We start from the raw sequence: 14,698 nt of genomic DNA, 5'->3' as shown, positions 1-14,698 counted from the left end.
CGGTCACCGGCCGGCCGGTGTCGTGGGGCGCGGGTCGACGAAGCTGTAGCAGGGCAGCGGTCCGGTCACGCTCAGGGCCAGCCGGTCCCCGCAGGCCCGGGCCCGTGCCGCCACCGCCTCCCTGAACCGCGCCTCGTCGGCCGAGCGCAGCAGGAACGACGCGCTGAGCACCTGCTCGTCGTCGGTCGTGCCCTGGACCGTGCGCACGGCGAGCGGGGCCAGCCGGTCGACGACCTCCCGGGCCGCGCGCCGCGCCTCGCGGCGCACACCGAGGGCGATCGCCTCTCCCAGCCGGACGTTGGCCTCATAGTCGGGCCGGCGCCGGGTCCGCAGGGCCAGGCTGCGCAGCTTGTCGTCCCGGCGTACCAGATCGGCGAAGTGGCCGGGCACCACCGTCCCCTTGACGTTGAATTCCACGCACCCCCGTACGCCGTCGAGCTGTGCCGTCAGGTGGGCGGCGTCCGAGCGCAGTTGGGAGAGCAGGGTGTCTGGCCGCGGGCTGAGGACCGCGAACCGCATGGGCAGCACCGGTCCCTGGGCCGCCAGTTCGTCCAGAACGGCCTGGTGGGCCAGCAGGTCCCGGCGCCGGGGACGCAGCCGCGGGGGCGCGTCGGACACCGCGGCGCACAGTCCGGACCGGCTCAGCAGCCGTACCGGGGCGCCGTCGACGCCCGGGGAGCGGGGGGTGCGGGTCCCGGCGGGGGCGATGCCGTAGACGTACAGGGCCTTCGGGGCGGGCGCCGGTTCGACGGCGGTGCCGGTGCCGGTGGTGGTGGTAGTGGCGGGCGCGGTCATCGGTCCTCCTCCTCGGTGCGCCGGCGGGGGCGGGAACGGGGGCGGTCGTCCTCGTCGCGGGGCCGAGCGGAGGGCCGGCTGCGGGACCGCTGCGGGCTCCTGCCGCGCTCCGCGCGTGCGCGGGGACGGTCCTCCGCCCCCTCCTCGTCGTGCTCGGGCTCGTCCTCGGGCGTGAGGACGTCGCGCACCTTGTCGGTCAGGGAGCGTGCCGTCCGCCTGGCACCGGCCCTGCCCACGGTCTTGGCCACCGGGCTGCCGAACATCTCGGGCACGGTCTTGGACCGCACGTCGTGCTCAAGGTCCAGCCGGTTGCAGGCCTCGGCGAACCGGAGATAGGTGTCGACGCTCGCGACCACGATGCGCGCGTCCACCTTGAGGATCTCGATGCCGACCAGGGAGACGCGCACGAAGACGTCGATCACCATGCCGCGGTCGAGAATCAGTTCGAGGACGTCGTAGAGGGTTCCGGCGCGGGGCGCGCAGACGACCTCGTCGTCGTAGGTGATCATGCGGGGGTCCTTCCGGGTGCGGGCCTCACGGCCCGCTCACTGGTCCTGGGCACCACGCCGGTAGCGCGCGGTCCTGCGGTACTGGACCAGGTCGCCCGCCGGGTCCAACTCGACCTGGTAGGTGGCGAGGAGACTGGTGGTGTCGGGGATGCGTGCCACCTCCAGCACGTCCACGTCGACGATCCAGCCGCCGTCCTCGCTCCGGCACACCGCGGAGACCCCTTCGAGGTGGTGCCGGATCAGCTCGGACAGGGCGTCGGCGGCGCGCCGGGCGGCGTCCCGGGCGTCCCGCACGCCACGCTCGCGCGTGGTCGTGGAAGTGGTGCGGCGCCGTCGCTCGCCAGGTTCGGTCATGTGCCCACTGTGACCGTGGGTGCCCGGACCCCGCGTGCGCAGTTACCCCATCCGGGGCTGTCCCGTGCGCCGGCAGTGCAGGAAGAGGTGCGGCTCCGGCCGGGCGTCCGGGTGGGCCGGGGTGAACATCGACGCCTCCTGCGCCAGCACCTCCAGGCCGGACCCCTCGGCCAGGGTGATCAGTTCCTGTGCGGGGAAACTGGTCACGCGCACCGGCTGACCCATGAAGGTGGCGTCGACGTCCTCCACGTCCAGAGGCACGGTGGCCAGGACCAGGTAACCCCCGGGCTTCAGCAGCCGCACCAGGTGCCGTACGAGGTCCTTCTGCTCCTGCCGGTCCATCTGGAGCAGGGAGAAGTACACGCAGACGGCGTCGAACGAGGCGTCCGCCAGCGGTACGTCTCGGATGTCGGCGCACCGGAAGGTGGCGGTCGGCACCTGCCGCGCGGCCAGCTCCACCATGACCGGGGAGATGTCGACGCCCAGCACCTCGTGCCCGGCGTCCGCGAGGGTCTCGGCGGTGGGCCGGCCCGTGCCGCTGCCCACGTCCAGCACCCGGCTGCCCGGCGCGAGCCGCGCCAGCAGCCACTCCAGTGAGTGGCGGTGCGTCTTCGACCTGGCGAACGCCTTCTCGTACTCGACGCCCAGCGCGTCGAACGCGGCGGCGGCCCGTGGGCGCTCCCGGTCGTCGGTCACGGCGGTCCCTTCGGTGCGGTGGGCCGTTGCCCGGGCATCGTTCCACCGGGAGCGAGCCGCCCACAAGGGGCCCTTCGGGCGACGGGCCCCCGACCGGACGGGCCGGCGGCCGCCGGCGTCCCGCGCCGTGGCCACCCGTCCTAGGCGCACCCGCGCCCTGACGACCGCCGGGTTCCCCCGGTCCGAACCTTCACGACACCCGTCGGTCACGCGCCCGGGCCGCTCACGGCGGCGACCCGGTCGGCGAAGCCCGGACCCGGTGAGCCGTCCACCGCCACATCGCCCGTCCCTCCACGTCGCGCGTGCCCCGCCGCCGGTGCGTACTGCGCCCGTGACGTGAGGGAATCCTGAGAATTCCGAGGGCACTTGAACGCTCCGGCCCCCGACTCCGTATGGAGCCGGGGGCGATTCATGTCCGAGTCCGTCACGACACAGGAGCACGCCTTGGGACACAACAGGCGCAGACGCCCGACCGGGGCGCGGCGCGCGACCTTCGGAGCGGTCGCGCTGATACTGGGGGGCAGCGGCCTGGTGGCCGTGAACGTCTTCGCCTCCGCGACGGAGTCAGGCAACGCCGCCGTCCCCCTGGGCAGTTCCGGAGTCGCGGCCACCGTCGACTGCCCCGACCTGACCGAACGGCTCACGGCCGTTCCGGAGCAGGCCAGGCCGGAGGTCGACACCGAACTCGCCCACCTCGACGAGCAGATCGCCGCCGCCTACCGCGGCCTCCAGGACGCCGCCCGCACCGCGGACGACGGCACCCTCGACGAGGGCGCGATCCTCGACCCGCTGCGGAAGGAGCGCGCGGCGACGATCGAGCGCATCGCCGCCGCCGTCGGCAAGGCCGGAGACCGTCCCGAGGGCCTGGACGCCCTGGCGGAGTGCGCCCTGCGCCGCACCGAGATCGCGTCGGCGGACGCGGGGAGCGGCAGCCCGGACCAGCAGGGACAGGGGCAGGAGCAGGAAGAGAGCCAGGGACAGGAGCAGGGTCAGCAGGACGGCAAGGGCCAAGAGCCCGGTGACGGGCAGCAGCAGCCCGGCAACGGCGGACAGGCGGGCAACGGTCCCGTGGCGGCGGACTACGTCGACATCGAGTCCCTCCAGCCCAACGTCGTGCGCGCGTCCCGGCAGAAGCAGGCCTCGACCGGCTCCTTCGCCACCAGTTGCGGCGTCAACGCCGAGGGCCTGTTCAACTCGGACAACCTGATCGCCGCCCCCGGCGTCAGCAACGGCGCCCACCACTTCCACGACTACGTCGGCAACCAGGCCAACGACGCCCTCGCCAGCGACGACGACCTGGCCGTCGGCGCCACCAGCTGCGCCGACCAGGGCGACAAGTCCTCGTACTACTGGCCCGTGCTGCGGCTCCAGAACGGCACCGCCGAACAGGACGCCCAGTCACCCGGCGGCGGCATCGAGGGCAACGCGGGCGAGATCGTCACGCCGGCCGAGGTCACCCTGACGTTCGAGGGCAACGAGCGGGGCAAGGTCACGGAGATGCCGCGGCTGCTGCGCATCATCACCGGCGACGCCAAGGCGTTCGTCAACGGCAACACCAACGCCAACGCCTCCTGGAGCTGCACCGGTTTCGAGGACCGGCAGCTGAAGGACAAGTACCCGCTCTGCCCCTCGGGCAGCGACGTGGTGCGCACCTTCACCTTCCAGAGCTGCTGGGACGGCCGCAACATCGACAGCGCCAACCACCGTACCCACATGGCCTTCGCCGCCGCCGACGGCAGCTGCCCGGAGGGATTCCGGGCCGTTCCGCGACTGGTGCAGCGGGTCGTCTACGACGTGGCCGCGCCCAGCCTGGAGGACGGGGGCAGGACCGTCCCGCTGTTCGCCGTGGACTCCTTCCCCGAGCAGCTGCACAAGCCGGTCACCGACCACAGCGACTTCATCAACGTCTTCGACGAGGATCTGATGCGCGAGATGGTCGAGTGCATCAACCTGGGCCGCGAGTGCGGCCCGGACACGCCTCCGGAGTCCGAGCCGGGTGAGGGCGAGGAGCAGCCCGGCGGCGGTGACGGCGGCGGCCAGACCGCCCAGCCCCCGGCCGAGCAGACCGCCACGGCCTCGGCACCCGCGGACCCCGGCCAGGGCGGCCAGGATCAGCAGAACGGACAGGGAGGCGGGAAGGACGACGGGAAGGCCCCCGGCCGGAACGAGGAGCAGAACGAGGGACGGAACGAGGGGACCGGCGGGGACATGCCCGCACACCCGGCCGAGGACCAGGCCGTCGGCGCCTCCGCCGGCGCCGAGCCCAGGGCCGCGACGACGCCTGCCGCCGACACCCCGGACGACGTGAGCAGCGCCGGGGCCGCGACCGAGGCGTCGGAGAACAGCGGCAACACCGGCAAGGGTGGCAACGCCGGCGGCGCCGGGTCGGCGCCCCGACCGCAGGCGCAGGGTGGACTCGCCGAAACCGGTTCCGGGCTCGGCCTGTGGCCCGCGGCGGTCGGCGGCGTGCTGTTCGCCGGTGGATGTGTGCTGCTGATCCGTTCCAGGCGGCGTGCGCTGTGACGAACACGCCACCGGCATGACGACGGGTGGGCGGGGAACGTCCCCCGCCCCCCGTCGCGTCGAAGGCATCGACCACGCCACCTCGGGGCGGGAAGTGGCTCGTTTCGGATGTTGCCAAATCCTTTACCCAGGCGCAGCCTGGATTTCGAGCCGCCCTTGGGAGCGCTCCCACTCGCGCTCGCGACGCCGCGTGCTCCCGCTGTCCCCCCACGCGAGAGAAGGACGTCATGACTTGTCATGATCACAACACAGCGACACCGATCAGAGGCACCCGGCGGGCCGCGACCCTCGCCCTCAGCACCCTGACCGCGGTCCTGCTCACCCTGATCCCCTGGAGCGGCACCGCCGTCGCCCACGGCTCGGTCGTCGACCCCGCCTCCCGCAACTACGGCTGCTGGGAACGCTGGGGCGACGACTTCCAGAACCCGGCCATGGCCGACGAGGACCCCATGTGCTGGCAGGCGTGGCAGGACAACCCCAACGCCATGTGGAACTGGAACGGCCTGTACCGCAACGGCTCGGCCGGCGACTTCGAGGCGGTCGTCCCCGACGGCCAGCTCTGCAGCGGCGGCCGCACCGAGGGTGGACGCTACAACTCCCTCGACGCCGTGGGCCCGTGGCAGACCACGGACGTCGCCGACGACTTCACCGTCAAGCTCCACGACCAGGCCAGCCACGGCGCCGACTACTTCCTGGTCTATGTCACCAAGCAGGGCTTCGACCCCGCCACGCAGGCCCTGACCTGGGGAGACCTCCAGCAGGTCGCGCGCACGGGCAGCTATGGGCCTAGCCAGAACTACGAGATCCCGGTGAGTACCTCGGGGCTGAGCGGCCGCCACGTCGTCTACACGATCTGGCAGGCCTCGCACATGGACCAGACGTACTTCCTGTGCAGCGACGTCGACTTCGGCTGACCCGTGCCACTCCCACCCCCCACCCCTCCCCGCCGGGCGCACCGCGCCCGGCGGGGAGGCCGGTCGTGCCGTCGGCCGGGGTGTCCGATCAGACGTTGACGCCGAAGTCCGCGGCGATGCCCGCGAGGCCCGAGGCGTAGCCCTGTCCGACCGCCCGGAACTTCCACTCGGCGCCGTGCCGGTACAGCTCGCCGAAGACCATCGCGGTCTCGGTCGAGGCGTCCTCGGACAGGTCGTAGCGGGCGAGTTCCTGGTTGTTCGCCTGGTTGACGACCCGGATGAAGGCGTTGCGGACCTGGCCGAAGCTCTGGCCGCGGTTCTCCGCGTCGTGGATGGACACCGGGAAGACGATCCGGTCCACCTCGGCCGGGACCGAGGCGAGGTTCACCTTGACCGCCTCGTCGTCGCCCTCGCCCTCGCCGGTGAGGTTGTCACCGGTGTGCTCGACCGAGCCGTCCGGGCTGGTGAGGTTGTTGTAGAAGACGAAGTGCCCGTCCGAGAGCACCTTGCCCGACGCGTCGAGGAGCAGCGCGGAGGCGTCGAGGTCGTAGTCGGTGCCGGTCGTGGTGCGCACGTCCCAGCCCAGACCGACCAGCACGGCGGTCAGGCCGGGCGCCTCCTTGCTGAGCGAGACGTTGCCGCCCTTGGCCAGGGAAACTCCCACTGCGTTCTCCTTCGTCGTGTTCGCTGCGTTCCGCGTTCCGTGTTCATTGTGCCTGCCGACAATCTACAACACTGTAGAAGTAAGCCTTCTATACGATGTCGCTCCGGAAGACGATCGGCGGCGGAAGGAGGCGGGCGGTGACGGATGACCGGCGTCCGCGGCGGCGGGGCCAGGGTGAGCTGGAAGCGCTGGTGCTGTCCGCGCTGCGCGAGGCGGACGGGCCCGCGACGGCCGGCTGGGTGCAGGAACGGCTCGGCGGCGACCTCGCCTACACCACGGTGATCACGATCCTGACCCGGCTGCTCGAGAAGGGCGCCGTCAGCCGCGAGCGCGCGGGCCGGTCCTTCGCCTGGACGCCCGCCTCGGACCAGGCGGGCCTGGCCGCGCGGAAGATGCGCAAGGTGCTGGACGCCGAGAGCGACCGGGAAGCGGTACTGGCCAGCTTCGTCACCGGCCTCGACCCCGACGACGAGCGACTGCTGCGCGAACTGCTCGGGCACGCGCGCGCCGCGGAGGACGGCTGACACCGCATGGGGGTCTTCGTCTTCCTGCCCCTGGTCCTGCCGCTGACGGCGTGGCCGATCGCCAGGCTCGCCGAGCAGCACCTGCACCCGCGGACCGCGACCAGGCTGCTCACCGCCGTCGCCGCCGTGATGGCCCTGTGCAGCACCGTGTGCCTGGCCCTGGTGATGGTGGTCGGCACCGCCCAGCTGCCCGGCAACCCGCTCCCCGACGGCTGGTCCGACCCCGAGGTACGGGCGGCGGTGCCCTACGACGAGATCGTCGGCAAGGCGGCCATTCCCGCGCTCTGCGCGGTGGTCGCGGCCTCGGCGCGGGCCCTGTGGCGGCACGGCCGGGTGCGCCGCCGCGCCCACCGCGCACTGGCCGGGCTGCCGGGCACCGGGGTGGCCGTACTGCCGGACGACGTGCCCTACGCGTACGCGCTGCCGGGGGGACGCCGGGACCGGGTGGTGGTGAGTACGGCCCTGCTCGACTGCCTCGAACCGGGCGAGCGGCGCGCCCTGTTCGCCCATGAGCGTGCCCACCTCGCCGCCCGGCACCACCGCTTCCTGCTCACAGTCCGGCTCGCCGCGCTGGCCAACCCGTTCCTGCGCCCCCTGCGGACGGCCGTGGCCTACACGGCGGAGCGGTGGGCGGACGAGGCGGCCGCACGGGCGGTCGGTGACCGCCGCGCGGTGGCGACCGCGATCGGCAAGGCGGCCCTCGTCTCCCGCGGCACCCCCGTCGCCACCCTCGCCGGCCTCGCGGCGCCCGGCCCGGTGCCCCGCCGGGTGGCGGCCCTGCTGGGGCCCGCTCCCGCCGTCCGCACCTGGCCCCCGGTGTTCACGTCGGTCGGCCTGGCGGCGTGGGCGGCGGCCGCCGGGACCGCCGTCTCGGCGATGTCGTCCGCGAACGCCGCCGTCACGATGTTCCTCATCCTGCGGGCCGCGACGCCGTTCTGACCGGTTCTCACTCCTTGACGCACGCATGCGCCAACGCCGACGGCTACATCATCGACGTCGACACCGTCCTCATACCGAAGAGCTGACGCGCGGACGGGCGTGGTGGCCCGGGGGAGCGGGTGAGGCAGTGGCCCGTCCCCCGGCGGGGCGATGACCCTGTGGTAGCTTGCGCAAGCCAGTCGAACCCACCTGGTGGGTCAGGGAATCCGGTGCGAATCCGGAACTGACGCGCAGCGGTGAGGGTGACGGGCGGGACACGGGCCACTGGGCGGCGTACGCCGTCCGGGAAGGCGTCCCGTCCGGTCGATCCCGAGTCCGAAGACCTGCTGGCACCCGTGCCGCGTGCGGCGCGGGCCGCATCGTACGGACGGGCTTCGCGCATGAGCCCTCGACGCCAGAGGATCCTTCCTTGCCCGCAGCACGCCCCGTCGGCCCCCGACGACGACTCCTTCTTTCCCGCCGTGCCCTGCGCGGTCCCGCCCTGCTCCTGTCCGGCGCCGTGCTGGCCTCCGGCTGCGGGTCCGGCGCGGGCACCGACGACCCGGCCGCCCGGGCCGACGCGGCCGGTTACCCACGCACCGTCCGTGACTGCGGGCACGACGTCCGGGTCGACGCGCCGCCGCGCCGGGCCGTCTCCCTCAACCAGGGCACCACCGAGATCCTGCTCTCACTCGGCCTCGCCGACCGCCTGGCGGGCACCGCCACCTGGACCGACCCGGTCATGAAGGGACTGGAGAAGGCGAACGCCGGCGTCCCCCGGCTCGCCGACGACATGCCGTCCTTCGAAACGGTCCTGGACGCCGAACCCGACTTCGTCGCCGCCTCCTTCGCCTCCACCCTCGGCACCGGCGGTGTGGCCACCCGCGAACGGTTCACGGAACTCGGCGTGCCCGCCTACCTGTCGCCGTCCGACTGCGCCGGCAAGGACAACAGCGGCGACGGCGACGGCGTCCGGAACGAGCCCCTCACCATGGACACCGTCTACGGCGAAGTCCGCGACCTGGCCCGCATCTTCGACGTCGAGCAGCGCGGCGAGAAACTCGTCGCCGAACTCGAGTCCAGGGTCGACAGGGCGACCTCCGGCATCGACGCCTCCGGCGTCACCCTCATGTACTGGTTCGCCAACTCCACCTCCCCCTACCTGGCGGGCTGCTGCGGCGCGCCCGGAGTCATCACCCGCGCGGTCGGCGCCGACAACGCCATGGACGACACCCACGAGGAGTGGCCGCAGGCCGGCTGGGAGACCGTCGCCGACCGGGACCCCGACGTCCTGGTCCTCGGCGACCTCACCCGCAAGTCGCAGACGGCGGAGACGGCCGCGAAGAAGATCGAGTTCCTGGAGTCCAACCCCGTGACCAGGAACATGACCGCCGTCCGCGAGAAGCGCTACGTGCTGCTCAGCGGGCAGGCCATGAACCCCACCATCCGTACCGTCGAGGGCGTGGAACAGGTGGCGGCGGCCCTGCGCGGGTTCGGGCTCGCCAAGTGACGTCCGCGAGCCGGACGGCTCCCGTCCCCGGCATACGCGCGCCGCGCAGCACCCTCGTGTGGGCGGTGGCCGGGACCGTCGCCCTGTGCGTCTCCGTGGCCGTCGCCGTCACCATCGGACCGGCGGACATCGGTGTCGCCGACGTGTGGTCCGTGATCGCCGCCCGCCTCGGCGCCGGCACCGACGCCGGGGCCGTGTCCCCGATCCGCGCCGGCATCGTCTGGGACCTGCGGCTGCCCCGCACCCTCCTGGCCGCGGTGTGCGGAGCGGGACTCGCCGTGTGCGGGGCCGTGCTCCAGTCCCTGCTGCGCAACCCGCTCGCCGACCCCTTCGTCCTGGGCGTCTCCTCCGGCGCCTCGACCGGCGCCGTCCTGGTCGTCGTGCTCGGAGTGGGCGGCGGCGCGCTGTCCGTCCCCGGCGGGGCGTTCATCGGCGCGGTCTGCTCCTTCGCGCTGGTGATGCTGCTCAGCCACAGTCTCGGCGGCACCACGGACCGGGTGGTGCTCGCGGGCGTGGCGGCGATGCAGCTGTTCTCGGCGCTCACTTCCTTCGTCGTCATGACCGCCGCCGACGCCGAGACCACCCGCGGCGTGCTGTTCTGGCTGCTCGGCTCGCTCGGCGGCGCGGGCTGGAGCGACGTGTGGACCGGCACGGCCGTCCTGCTGCTGGTCCTGGCCGTCTGCCTCGGCCACGCCAGGACGCTGGACGCCTTCGCCTTCGGCCAGGACGCGGCGGCCGCGCTCGGCGTCCACGTGGCCCGCACCCGGCTGGTGCTGCTGTGCGCCACCGCCCTGCTCACCGCCGCCCTGGTCGCCTCGGCCGGCGCGATCGGCTTCGTCGGGCTGGTCCTGCCGCACGCGGTACGGGCGCTCACCGGTCCCGGACACGCCCGGCTGCTGCCGGTCTGCGTTCTCGCCGGTGCCGTGTTCCTGGTGTGGGTCGACACCCTGGCCCGTACCGTCCTCGAACCCCAGGAGGTCCCGGTGGGAGTGGTGACCTCGCTGATCGGCGTACCGGCCTTCGTGCTCGTGCTGTACCGCACCCGGAGGACACGGTGACCCTGAACGCCGAGCGGGTCTCCCGCACCACCGGTGGCCGGCTGATCCTGGACGGCGTCGACCTGAGCCCCCGCGACGGCGCCATGACGGGCCTGCTCGGCCCCAACGGCTCAGGCAAGTCCACCCTGTTGCGGCTGCTGGCCGGCGTACTCGCCCCGACCTCGGGCCGCGTCAGCCTCGACGGACGCCCCCTGGGCCGGGTGGGCCGCCGGGACGTGGCCCGGCGCGTGGCCGTGGTGGAGCAGCAGACGGACACGCAGGTGGAACTGACGGTCCGGGACGCCGTCCGGCTCGGCCGCATCCCGCACCGCCGCGCCTGGTCACCGGCGTCGGCGGCCGACGAGGAGGCGGTCGCCGACGCCCTGGACCGCACCGGACTGACGGGTCAGGCCGACCGCCTCTGGCACACCCTCTCCGGCGGCGAACGCCAGCGCGTCCAGATCGCCCGCGCCCTCGCCCAGGAGCCGCGTGAACTCCTGCTCGACGAACCGACCAACCACCTCGACATCCAGCACCAGCTGGACGTGCTGGCCCTCGTCTCCGCCCTGCCGGTCACCAGCGTGGTCGCGCTGCACGACCTCAACCTCGCCGCGATGTACTGCGACCACCTCGTCGTCCTCTCGGAGGGACGGGTCGTGGCCTGCGGCGAACCGACGGAGGTCCTGACGACGGACCTGGTCGCGAAGGTCTACGGGGTCGACGCCGAGATCACCCGCGCCGGTCCGGCAGGCCGCCCGCACGTGCGCTTCCTGGGCACACTGCCGCGCTAGGAGCCCGTGCGGGCGGTCACCAGGAACGCGCTCGGCCGGCCGGCTCAGTCGTCCATCAGACCGGCGGCGAGCGCGGCCCCCAGCTCCCAGCAGGCCTCCAGGTCGGCCCTGCCGGGCTCACCGGCCACGTTCACCGCGGGCGCCGCGCGCTGCCAGCCGAGGCCGGTCGTGACCGACTCGATGCCGCGCACCGCGCCCGTGGTGTCGCTGCCCCCGTGCACGTAGTAGCCGAAGGGGCGGCCCCGCGTCTCGTCCAGGCAGGGGTAGTAGACCTGGTCGAAGAAGTGCTTGAGCGCACCCGACATGTAGCCCAGGTTGGCCGGGGTGCCCAGCAGGAAGCCGTCCGCCTCCAGCACGTCGACGGCCGTGGCCGCCAGGGCCGCCCGCCGGACCACCCGTACCCCTTCGATCTCGGGCGCGGTCGCCCCGGACACGACGGACTCCAGCATCGCCTGGCAGTTCGGCGACGGCGTGTGATGCACGATCAGCAAAGTGGCCACACCGGCAGCCTGCCGCCCCGCACCCGCCGACCGCAAACGGACCCCACGGCATCCGGGAGGTCCGCCCCCGGCCGGCCCCTACTCCTCGGTCGCCCCCGTCTCCGTCAGCTCGCCGTCCGCCAGCCGCAGCCAGCGGTCGACGCCGATCTCACGCAGGAACCGCCGGTCGTGGCTGACGACCACGAACGCACCCCGGTAGGAGTTCAGGGCGCTTTCCAGCTGGCCCACGCCGACCAGGTCGAGGTTGTTCGTCGGCTCGTCCAGGAGCAGCAGGTGCGGGGCCGGTTCCGCGCACAGGACGCAGGCCAGCGTGGCCCGCAGCCGCTCGCCGCCGGAGAGAAGGCCGACGGGCAGATGGGCGCGGGCACCCCGGAAGAGGAAGCGCGCGAGGAGGTTCATCCGCTCGGCCTCCGGACGGTGAGGGGCGTAGGCGGCGAAGTTCTCGGCGACGGTGCGCTCCTCGTCCAGCAGGTCGAGCCGCTGGGAGAGATACGCGACGCGCCCGTCGGCGCGCCTGAGGTCGCCGCTCTCCGGCTCCAGGTCGCCGTTGAGCAGCCGCAGCAGCGTGCTCTTGCCCGCGCCGTTGGACCCGGTCAGCGCGATCCGCTCGGGCCCCCGGACCGTCAGGTCGACGCCCGCTCCGGCGAACACCTCCCGCTCACCGAGCCGGATCCGCAGCCGCTGACCGAGGAAGAGGGTACGGCCCGCGGGGACGTCGGTCTCCGGCAGGTCCAGCGTGATGCGCTGTTCCTCGCGCAGCGACCGCTCCGCCTCGTCCAGCCGTGCCCTCGCCTCACCGACCCGGTTGGCGTGGGTCTGGCCCGCCCGGCCCGCGGACTCCTGGGCCCCGCGCTTCATGGTGCCCGCGAAGATGCGGGGGAGCCCGGCGTTCTTGAGATTGCGGGCGGCGTTGCTCGCGCGGCGGTCGGCGCGCTCGCGGGCCTGCTGCAGTTCCCGCTTCTCCCGCTTCAGCTCCTGTTCGGCGTTGCGGACGTTCTTCTCGGCGACCTCCTGCTCGGCGCGGACGGCCTCCTCGTACGCGGTGAAGTTGCCGCCGTAGACGCGCAGTTCACCGCGGTCGAGTTCGGCGATGCGCTCCATGCCCTCGAGCAGCTCCCGGTCGTGGCTGACCAGCAGCAGACAGCCGCTGTAGTCCGTGAGCACGTCGTGGAGTCTGCTCCGGGCGGCCGCGTCGAGGTTGTTGGTGGGCTCGTCGAGCAGCAGTACGTCGGGCCGCTTCAGCAGTTGGGCGGCGAGTCCGAGGGAGACGACCTGACCGCCGCTGAGCGTGCTGAGCCGCCGGTCCAGGGCGAGGGCGCCCAGGCCCAGGCGGTCGAGCTGGGCGCGGGTGCGTTCCTCGATGTCCCAGTCGTCGCCGATGGCCGTGAAGTGCTCCTCGGCCACGTCCCCGGACTCGACGGCGTCGATGGCCCGGATCACGGTGTCGACGCCGAGGACCTCGGCGACGGTCAGGCTCCCCGTCAGGGGAAGGGTCTGGGGCAGATGGCCGAGGACCCCGGAGACCGTCACGGAGCCCGCGGTGGGCCGCAGCTCCCCGGCGATCAGCTTGAGCAGGGTGGACTTGCCGGCCCCGTTGGGAGCCACGAGACCCGTGCGGCCCGCGCCCACGGTGAACGACAGGTCCTCGAAGACGGGGGTGTCGTCGGGCCAGGAGAAGGACAGGTGGGAGCAGCGCAGGACGGCGTCGGACATGGAGACGACCTCGTGGAGCTGAGGGGCAGGGAACAGACCTCTGCCCGGGAAGGAAGACAGGGAAAAGGGAACGACGAAGGGGCCACTGCGTCGGCGCCAGAAATGCGCCCGCTGCGGCCTACCGGGACCGGATCTCACCCGGAGATGTCGTCGTCACCCACCATGTCCACGACTCCTCACTGCACGATCAACGTCCGCACCAGCCTAGCAGCCGGGCTTCTACCGCACCGGTCGCGGTGCGGCGTCGGACGAGGCGTGCGGCGCCGGACCAAGCGTGCGGCGCCGACCGCGGAACCGGTGGTCCGGCCGGGCGCATCGTGCCGTGGTCGTCGAACGAGAGCCGGGGCCGGGCGGCCCGCGGATTGGTCGAAGCCCTGGGAAGCCTTGGTGACCTCGCCCGACGCACGCGCTGCCACGGGTACGGTGGTCACCGTTCGCGTTCGATCGGGCTCCATGGGAGCGGGAGGACAGGGAGGTGAGGTTGATGACCGTGCACGACGCCGTCCTTCGCGGTGCCCGGATCTCCCTTGCGCCCCGAGCGGCGGCCTGACCCCGCATCCCCGAACGCACACCTGAAAAGGACTCCAGTCCCGTCATGTCTTCTTCTCGTTCCTGGACCACCCGCGCCGAGACCGGCGCCGACGTCCCCGCCGTCCGGGACATCGTCCGCACCGCCTTCCCCACCCCCGAGGAAGCCGTTCTCGTCGACGCGCTGCGCGCCGACCCGGGGGCGTGGATCGAGGGCCTGTCCCTCGTCGCGGTGGACGACGCCGACCGCCCGGTCGGTCACGCCCTGCTCACCCGCTGCCACATCGGCGACAGCCCCGCACTGTGCCTGGCACCCGTCGCCGTCCGGCCCGCGTACCAGAACACCGGTGTCGGTACGGCCGCCGTCCGGGCCGCGCTCGCCGCCGCCGAGCGCCTCGGCGAGCACCATGTCGTCGTCCTCGGGCACCCGGAGTACTACCCCCGCTTCGGCTTCACCCGGGCCTCCGCCCACGGCATCGGGCTGACCATCGACGTCCCGGACGAGGCCCTGATGGCCCTCACCCTGGACGCCGCCCACCCGCTGCCCGACGGCACCGTCCGGTACGCGGCACCGTTCGGCATCTGACCCGACACTCCGTGTGGCGGCGGGAGTCCCTTCCGCCGCCACACGGCATTTCCTCGGCGCAACCCCTTGACCGGATGCCCGCGGTCCTTCACATTGCTTGTTAATGCGCATTAGGTAATGCGCATTAACAACTGCG

General features: G+C 73.0%; 15 protein-coding genes and 1 riboswitch. Of the genes, 8 read left to right on the top strand and 7 right to left on the bottom strand.

All coding sequences use genetic code 11. The features are described from left to right. Positions 1-3: 3 nt before the first annotated feature. Genes ACZ56V_RS24070 through ACZ56V_RS24055 form a run of 4 tightly spaced genes read right to left on the bottom strand, consistent with a single transcriptional unit; the run spans position 4 to position 2,354 of the window. Positions 4-795: a GvpL/GvpF family gas vesicle protein gene (locus tag ACZ56V_RS24070; protein WP_468945088.1), complete on the bottom strand. Its 792-nt coding sequence runs from the start codon at positions 793-795 to the stop codon at positions 4-6. After that, the gene (locus ACZ56V_RS24065; RefSeq protein WP_468945084.1) at positions 792-1,304 is read right to left on the bottom strand and encodes a gas vesicle structural protein GvpA; all 513 of its coding nucleotides are present in this window, start codon (positions 1,302-1,304) and stop codon (positions 792-794) included. The genes ACZ56V_RS24070 and ACZ56V_RS24065 overlap by 4 nt, the downstream gene beginning before the upstream one ends. Positions 1,305-1,340: 36 nt before the next feature. Next, on the bottom strand, positions 1,341-1,658 hold the full coding sequence (locus ACZ56V_RS24060) for a gas vesicle protein GvpO (protein WP_356367974.1): 318 nt from the start codon (positions 1,656-1,658) through the stop codon (positions 1,341-1,343). Positions 1,659-1,700: 42 nt separating this feature from the next. Beyond that, complete coding sequence (locus ACZ56V_RS24055) at positions 1,701-2,354, bottom strand: class I SAM-dependent methyltransferase (protein ID WP_468945081.1); 654 nt, start codon at positions 2,352-2,354, stop codon at positions 1,701-1,703. 411 nt (positions 2,355-2,765) lie between these two features. On the opposite strand from ACZ56V_RS24055, the gene ACZ56V_RS24050 reads away from it, so the two are divergent. After that, on the top strand, positions 2,766-4,877 hold the full coding sequence (locus ACZ56V_RS24050; RefSeq protein WP_468945078.1) for a DUF1996 domain-containing protein: 2,112 nt from the start codon (positions 2,766-2,768) through the stop codon (positions 4,875-4,877). A gap of 227 nt (positions 4,878-5,104) precedes the next feature. Further along, complete coding sequence (locus ACZ56V_RS24045) at positions 5,105-5,791, top strand: lytic polysaccharide monooxygenase auxiliary activity family 9 protein (RefSeq protein WP_468945075.1); 687 nt, start codon at positions 5,105-5,107, stop codon at positions 5,789-5,791. An 88-nt stretch (positions 5,792-5,879) separates the two neighbouring features. Here the strand turns inward: ACZ56V_RS24045 and ACZ56V_RS24040 are convergent, their stop codons facing one another. Then, positions 5,880-6,455, bottom strand: a complete 576-nt coding sequence (locus tag ACZ56V_RS24040) for a TerD family protein (RefSeq protein WP_104633254.1) — start codon at positions 6,453-6,455, stop codon at positions 5,880-5,882. 95 nt (positions 6,456-6,550) lie between these two features. Between ACZ56V_RS24040 and ACZ56V_RS24035 the strand changes: the two genes are divergently transcribed. The 5 genes from ACZ56V_RS24035 to ACZ56V_RS24015 all read left to right on the top strand — a co-directional run bounded on the left by ACZ56V_RS24035 (position 6,551) and on the right by ACZ56V_RS24015 (position 11,235). Then, entirely contained in the window at positions 6,551-6,979 is a 429-nt protein-coding gene (locus ACZ56V_RS24035; RefSeq protein WP_356367961.1) for a BlaI/MecI/CopY family transcriptional regulator, read from the top strand. A gap of 6 nt (positions 6,980-6,985) precedes the next feature. Beyond that, on the top strand, positions 6,986-7,918 hold the full coding sequence (locus ACZ56V_RS24030) for a M56 family metallopeptidase (RefSeq protein ID WP_356367959.1): 933 nt from the start codon (positions 6,986-6,988) through the stop codon (positions 7,916-7,918). Between the two features lie 159 nt (positions 7,919-8,077). Then, positions 8,078-8,263, top strand: a riboswitch (cobalamin riboswitch). A gap of 64 nt (positions 8,264-8,327) precedes the next feature. Continuing rightward, on the top strand, positions 8,328-9,407 hold the full coding sequence (locus ACZ56V_RS24025) for an ABC transporter substrate-binding protein (protein ID WP_398908564.1): 1,080 nt from the start codon (positions 8,328-8,330) through the stop codon (positions 9,405-9,407). Between the two features lie 32 nt (positions 9,408-9,439). After that, positions 9,440-10,465 carry a FecCD family ABC transporter permease gene (locus ACZ56V_RS24020; protein WP_468945230.1) on the top strand — a complete coding sequence of 342 codons (1,026 nt, stop codon included), beginning with the start codon at positions 9,440-9,442 and terminating at the stop codon, positions 10,463-10,465. After that, positions 10,462-11,235, top strand: coding sequence for an ABC transporter ATP-binding protein (locus ACZ56V_RS24015; RefSeq protein WP_467379975.1), 774 nt, complete (start codon positions 10,462-10,464; stop codon positions 11,233-11,235). The genes ACZ56V_RS24020 and ACZ56V_RS24015 overlap by 4 nt, the downstream gene beginning before the upstream one ends. A 44-nt stretch (positions 11,236-11,279) precedes the next feature. Here the strand turns inward: ACZ56V_RS24015 and ACZ56V_RS24010 are convergent, their stop codons facing one another. Together ACZ56V_RS24010 and abc-f are read right to left on the bottom strand one after the other, a co-directional pair. After that, positions 11,280-11,735: a flavodoxin family protein gene (locus tag ACZ56V_RS24010; protein WP_398908568.1), complete on the bottom strand. Its 456-nt coding sequence runs from the start codon at positions 11,733-11,735 to the stop codon at positions 11,280-11,282. Positions 11,736-11,813: 78 nt separating this feature from the next. Next, positions 11,814-13,448: a ribosomal protection-like ABC-F family protein gene (gene abc-f, locus ACZ56V_RS24005; RefSeq protein ID WP_468945069.1), complete on the bottom strand. Its 1,635-nt coding sequence runs from the start codon at positions 13,446-13,448 to the stop codon at positions 11,814-11,816. Between the two features lie 595 nt (positions 13,449-14,043). Here abc-f and ACZ56V_RS24000 point away from each other — a divergent pair. After that, the gene (locus ACZ56V_RS24000) at positions 14,044-14,562 is read left to right on the top strand and encodes a GNAT family N-acetyltransferase (RefSeq protein ID WP_468945066.1); all 519 of its coding nucleotides are present in this window, start codon (positions 14,044-14,046) and stop codon (positions 14,560-14,562) included. The last annotated feature ends 136 nt before the right edge of the window (positions 14,563-14,698 follow it).

Source organism: Streptomyces sp. NPDC034099 (assembly GCF_055575415.1).
The sequence above is the reverse complement of the archived record's forward strand: the minus strand, read 5'-3'. Positions and strand labels throughout refer to the sequence as shown.

What these genes read in the sequence shown, in the direction of transcription:
- ACZ56V_RS24045 (WP_468945075.1), top strand. Translation starts at nt 5,105, where the DNA reads ATGACTTGTCATGATCACAACACAGCGACACCGATCAGAGGCACCCGG.
- ACZ56V_RS24065 (WP_468945084.1), bottom strand. Translation starts at nt 1,304, where the DNA reads ATGATCACCTACGACGACGAGGTCGTCTGCGCGCCCCGCGCCGGAACC.
- ACZ56V_RS24050 (WP_468945078.1), top strand. Translation starts at nt 2,766, where the DNA reads ATGTCCGAGTCCGTCACGACACAGGAGCACGCCTTGGGACACAACAGG.
- ACZ56V_RS24060 (WP_356367974.1), bottom strand. Translation starts at nt 1,658, where the DNA reads ATGACCGAACCTGGCGAGCGACGGCGCCGCACCACTTCCACGACCACG.
- ACZ56V_RS24030 (WP_356367959.1), top strand. Translation starts at nt 6,986, where the DNA reads ATGGGGGTCTTCGTCTTCCTGCCCCTGGTCCTGCCGCTGACGGCGTGG.
- abc-f (WP_468945069.1), bottom strand. Translation starts at nt 13,448, where the DNA reads ATGTCCGACGCCGTCCTGCGCTGCTCCCACCTGTCCTTCTCCTGGCCC.
- ACZ56V_RS24070 (WP_468945088.1), bottom strand. Translation starts at nt 795, where the DNA reads ATGACCGCGCCCGCCACTACCACCACCACCGGCACCGGCACCGCCGTC.
- ACZ56V_RS24000 (WP_468945066.1), top strand. Translation starts at nt 14,044, where the DNA reads ATGTCTTCTTCTCGTTCCTGGACCACCCGCGCCGAGACCGGCGCCGAC.
- ACZ56V_RS24035 (WP_356367961.1), top strand. Translation starts at nt 6,551, where the DNA reads ATGTCGCTCCGGAAGACGATCGGCGGCGGAAGGAGGCGGGCGGTGACG.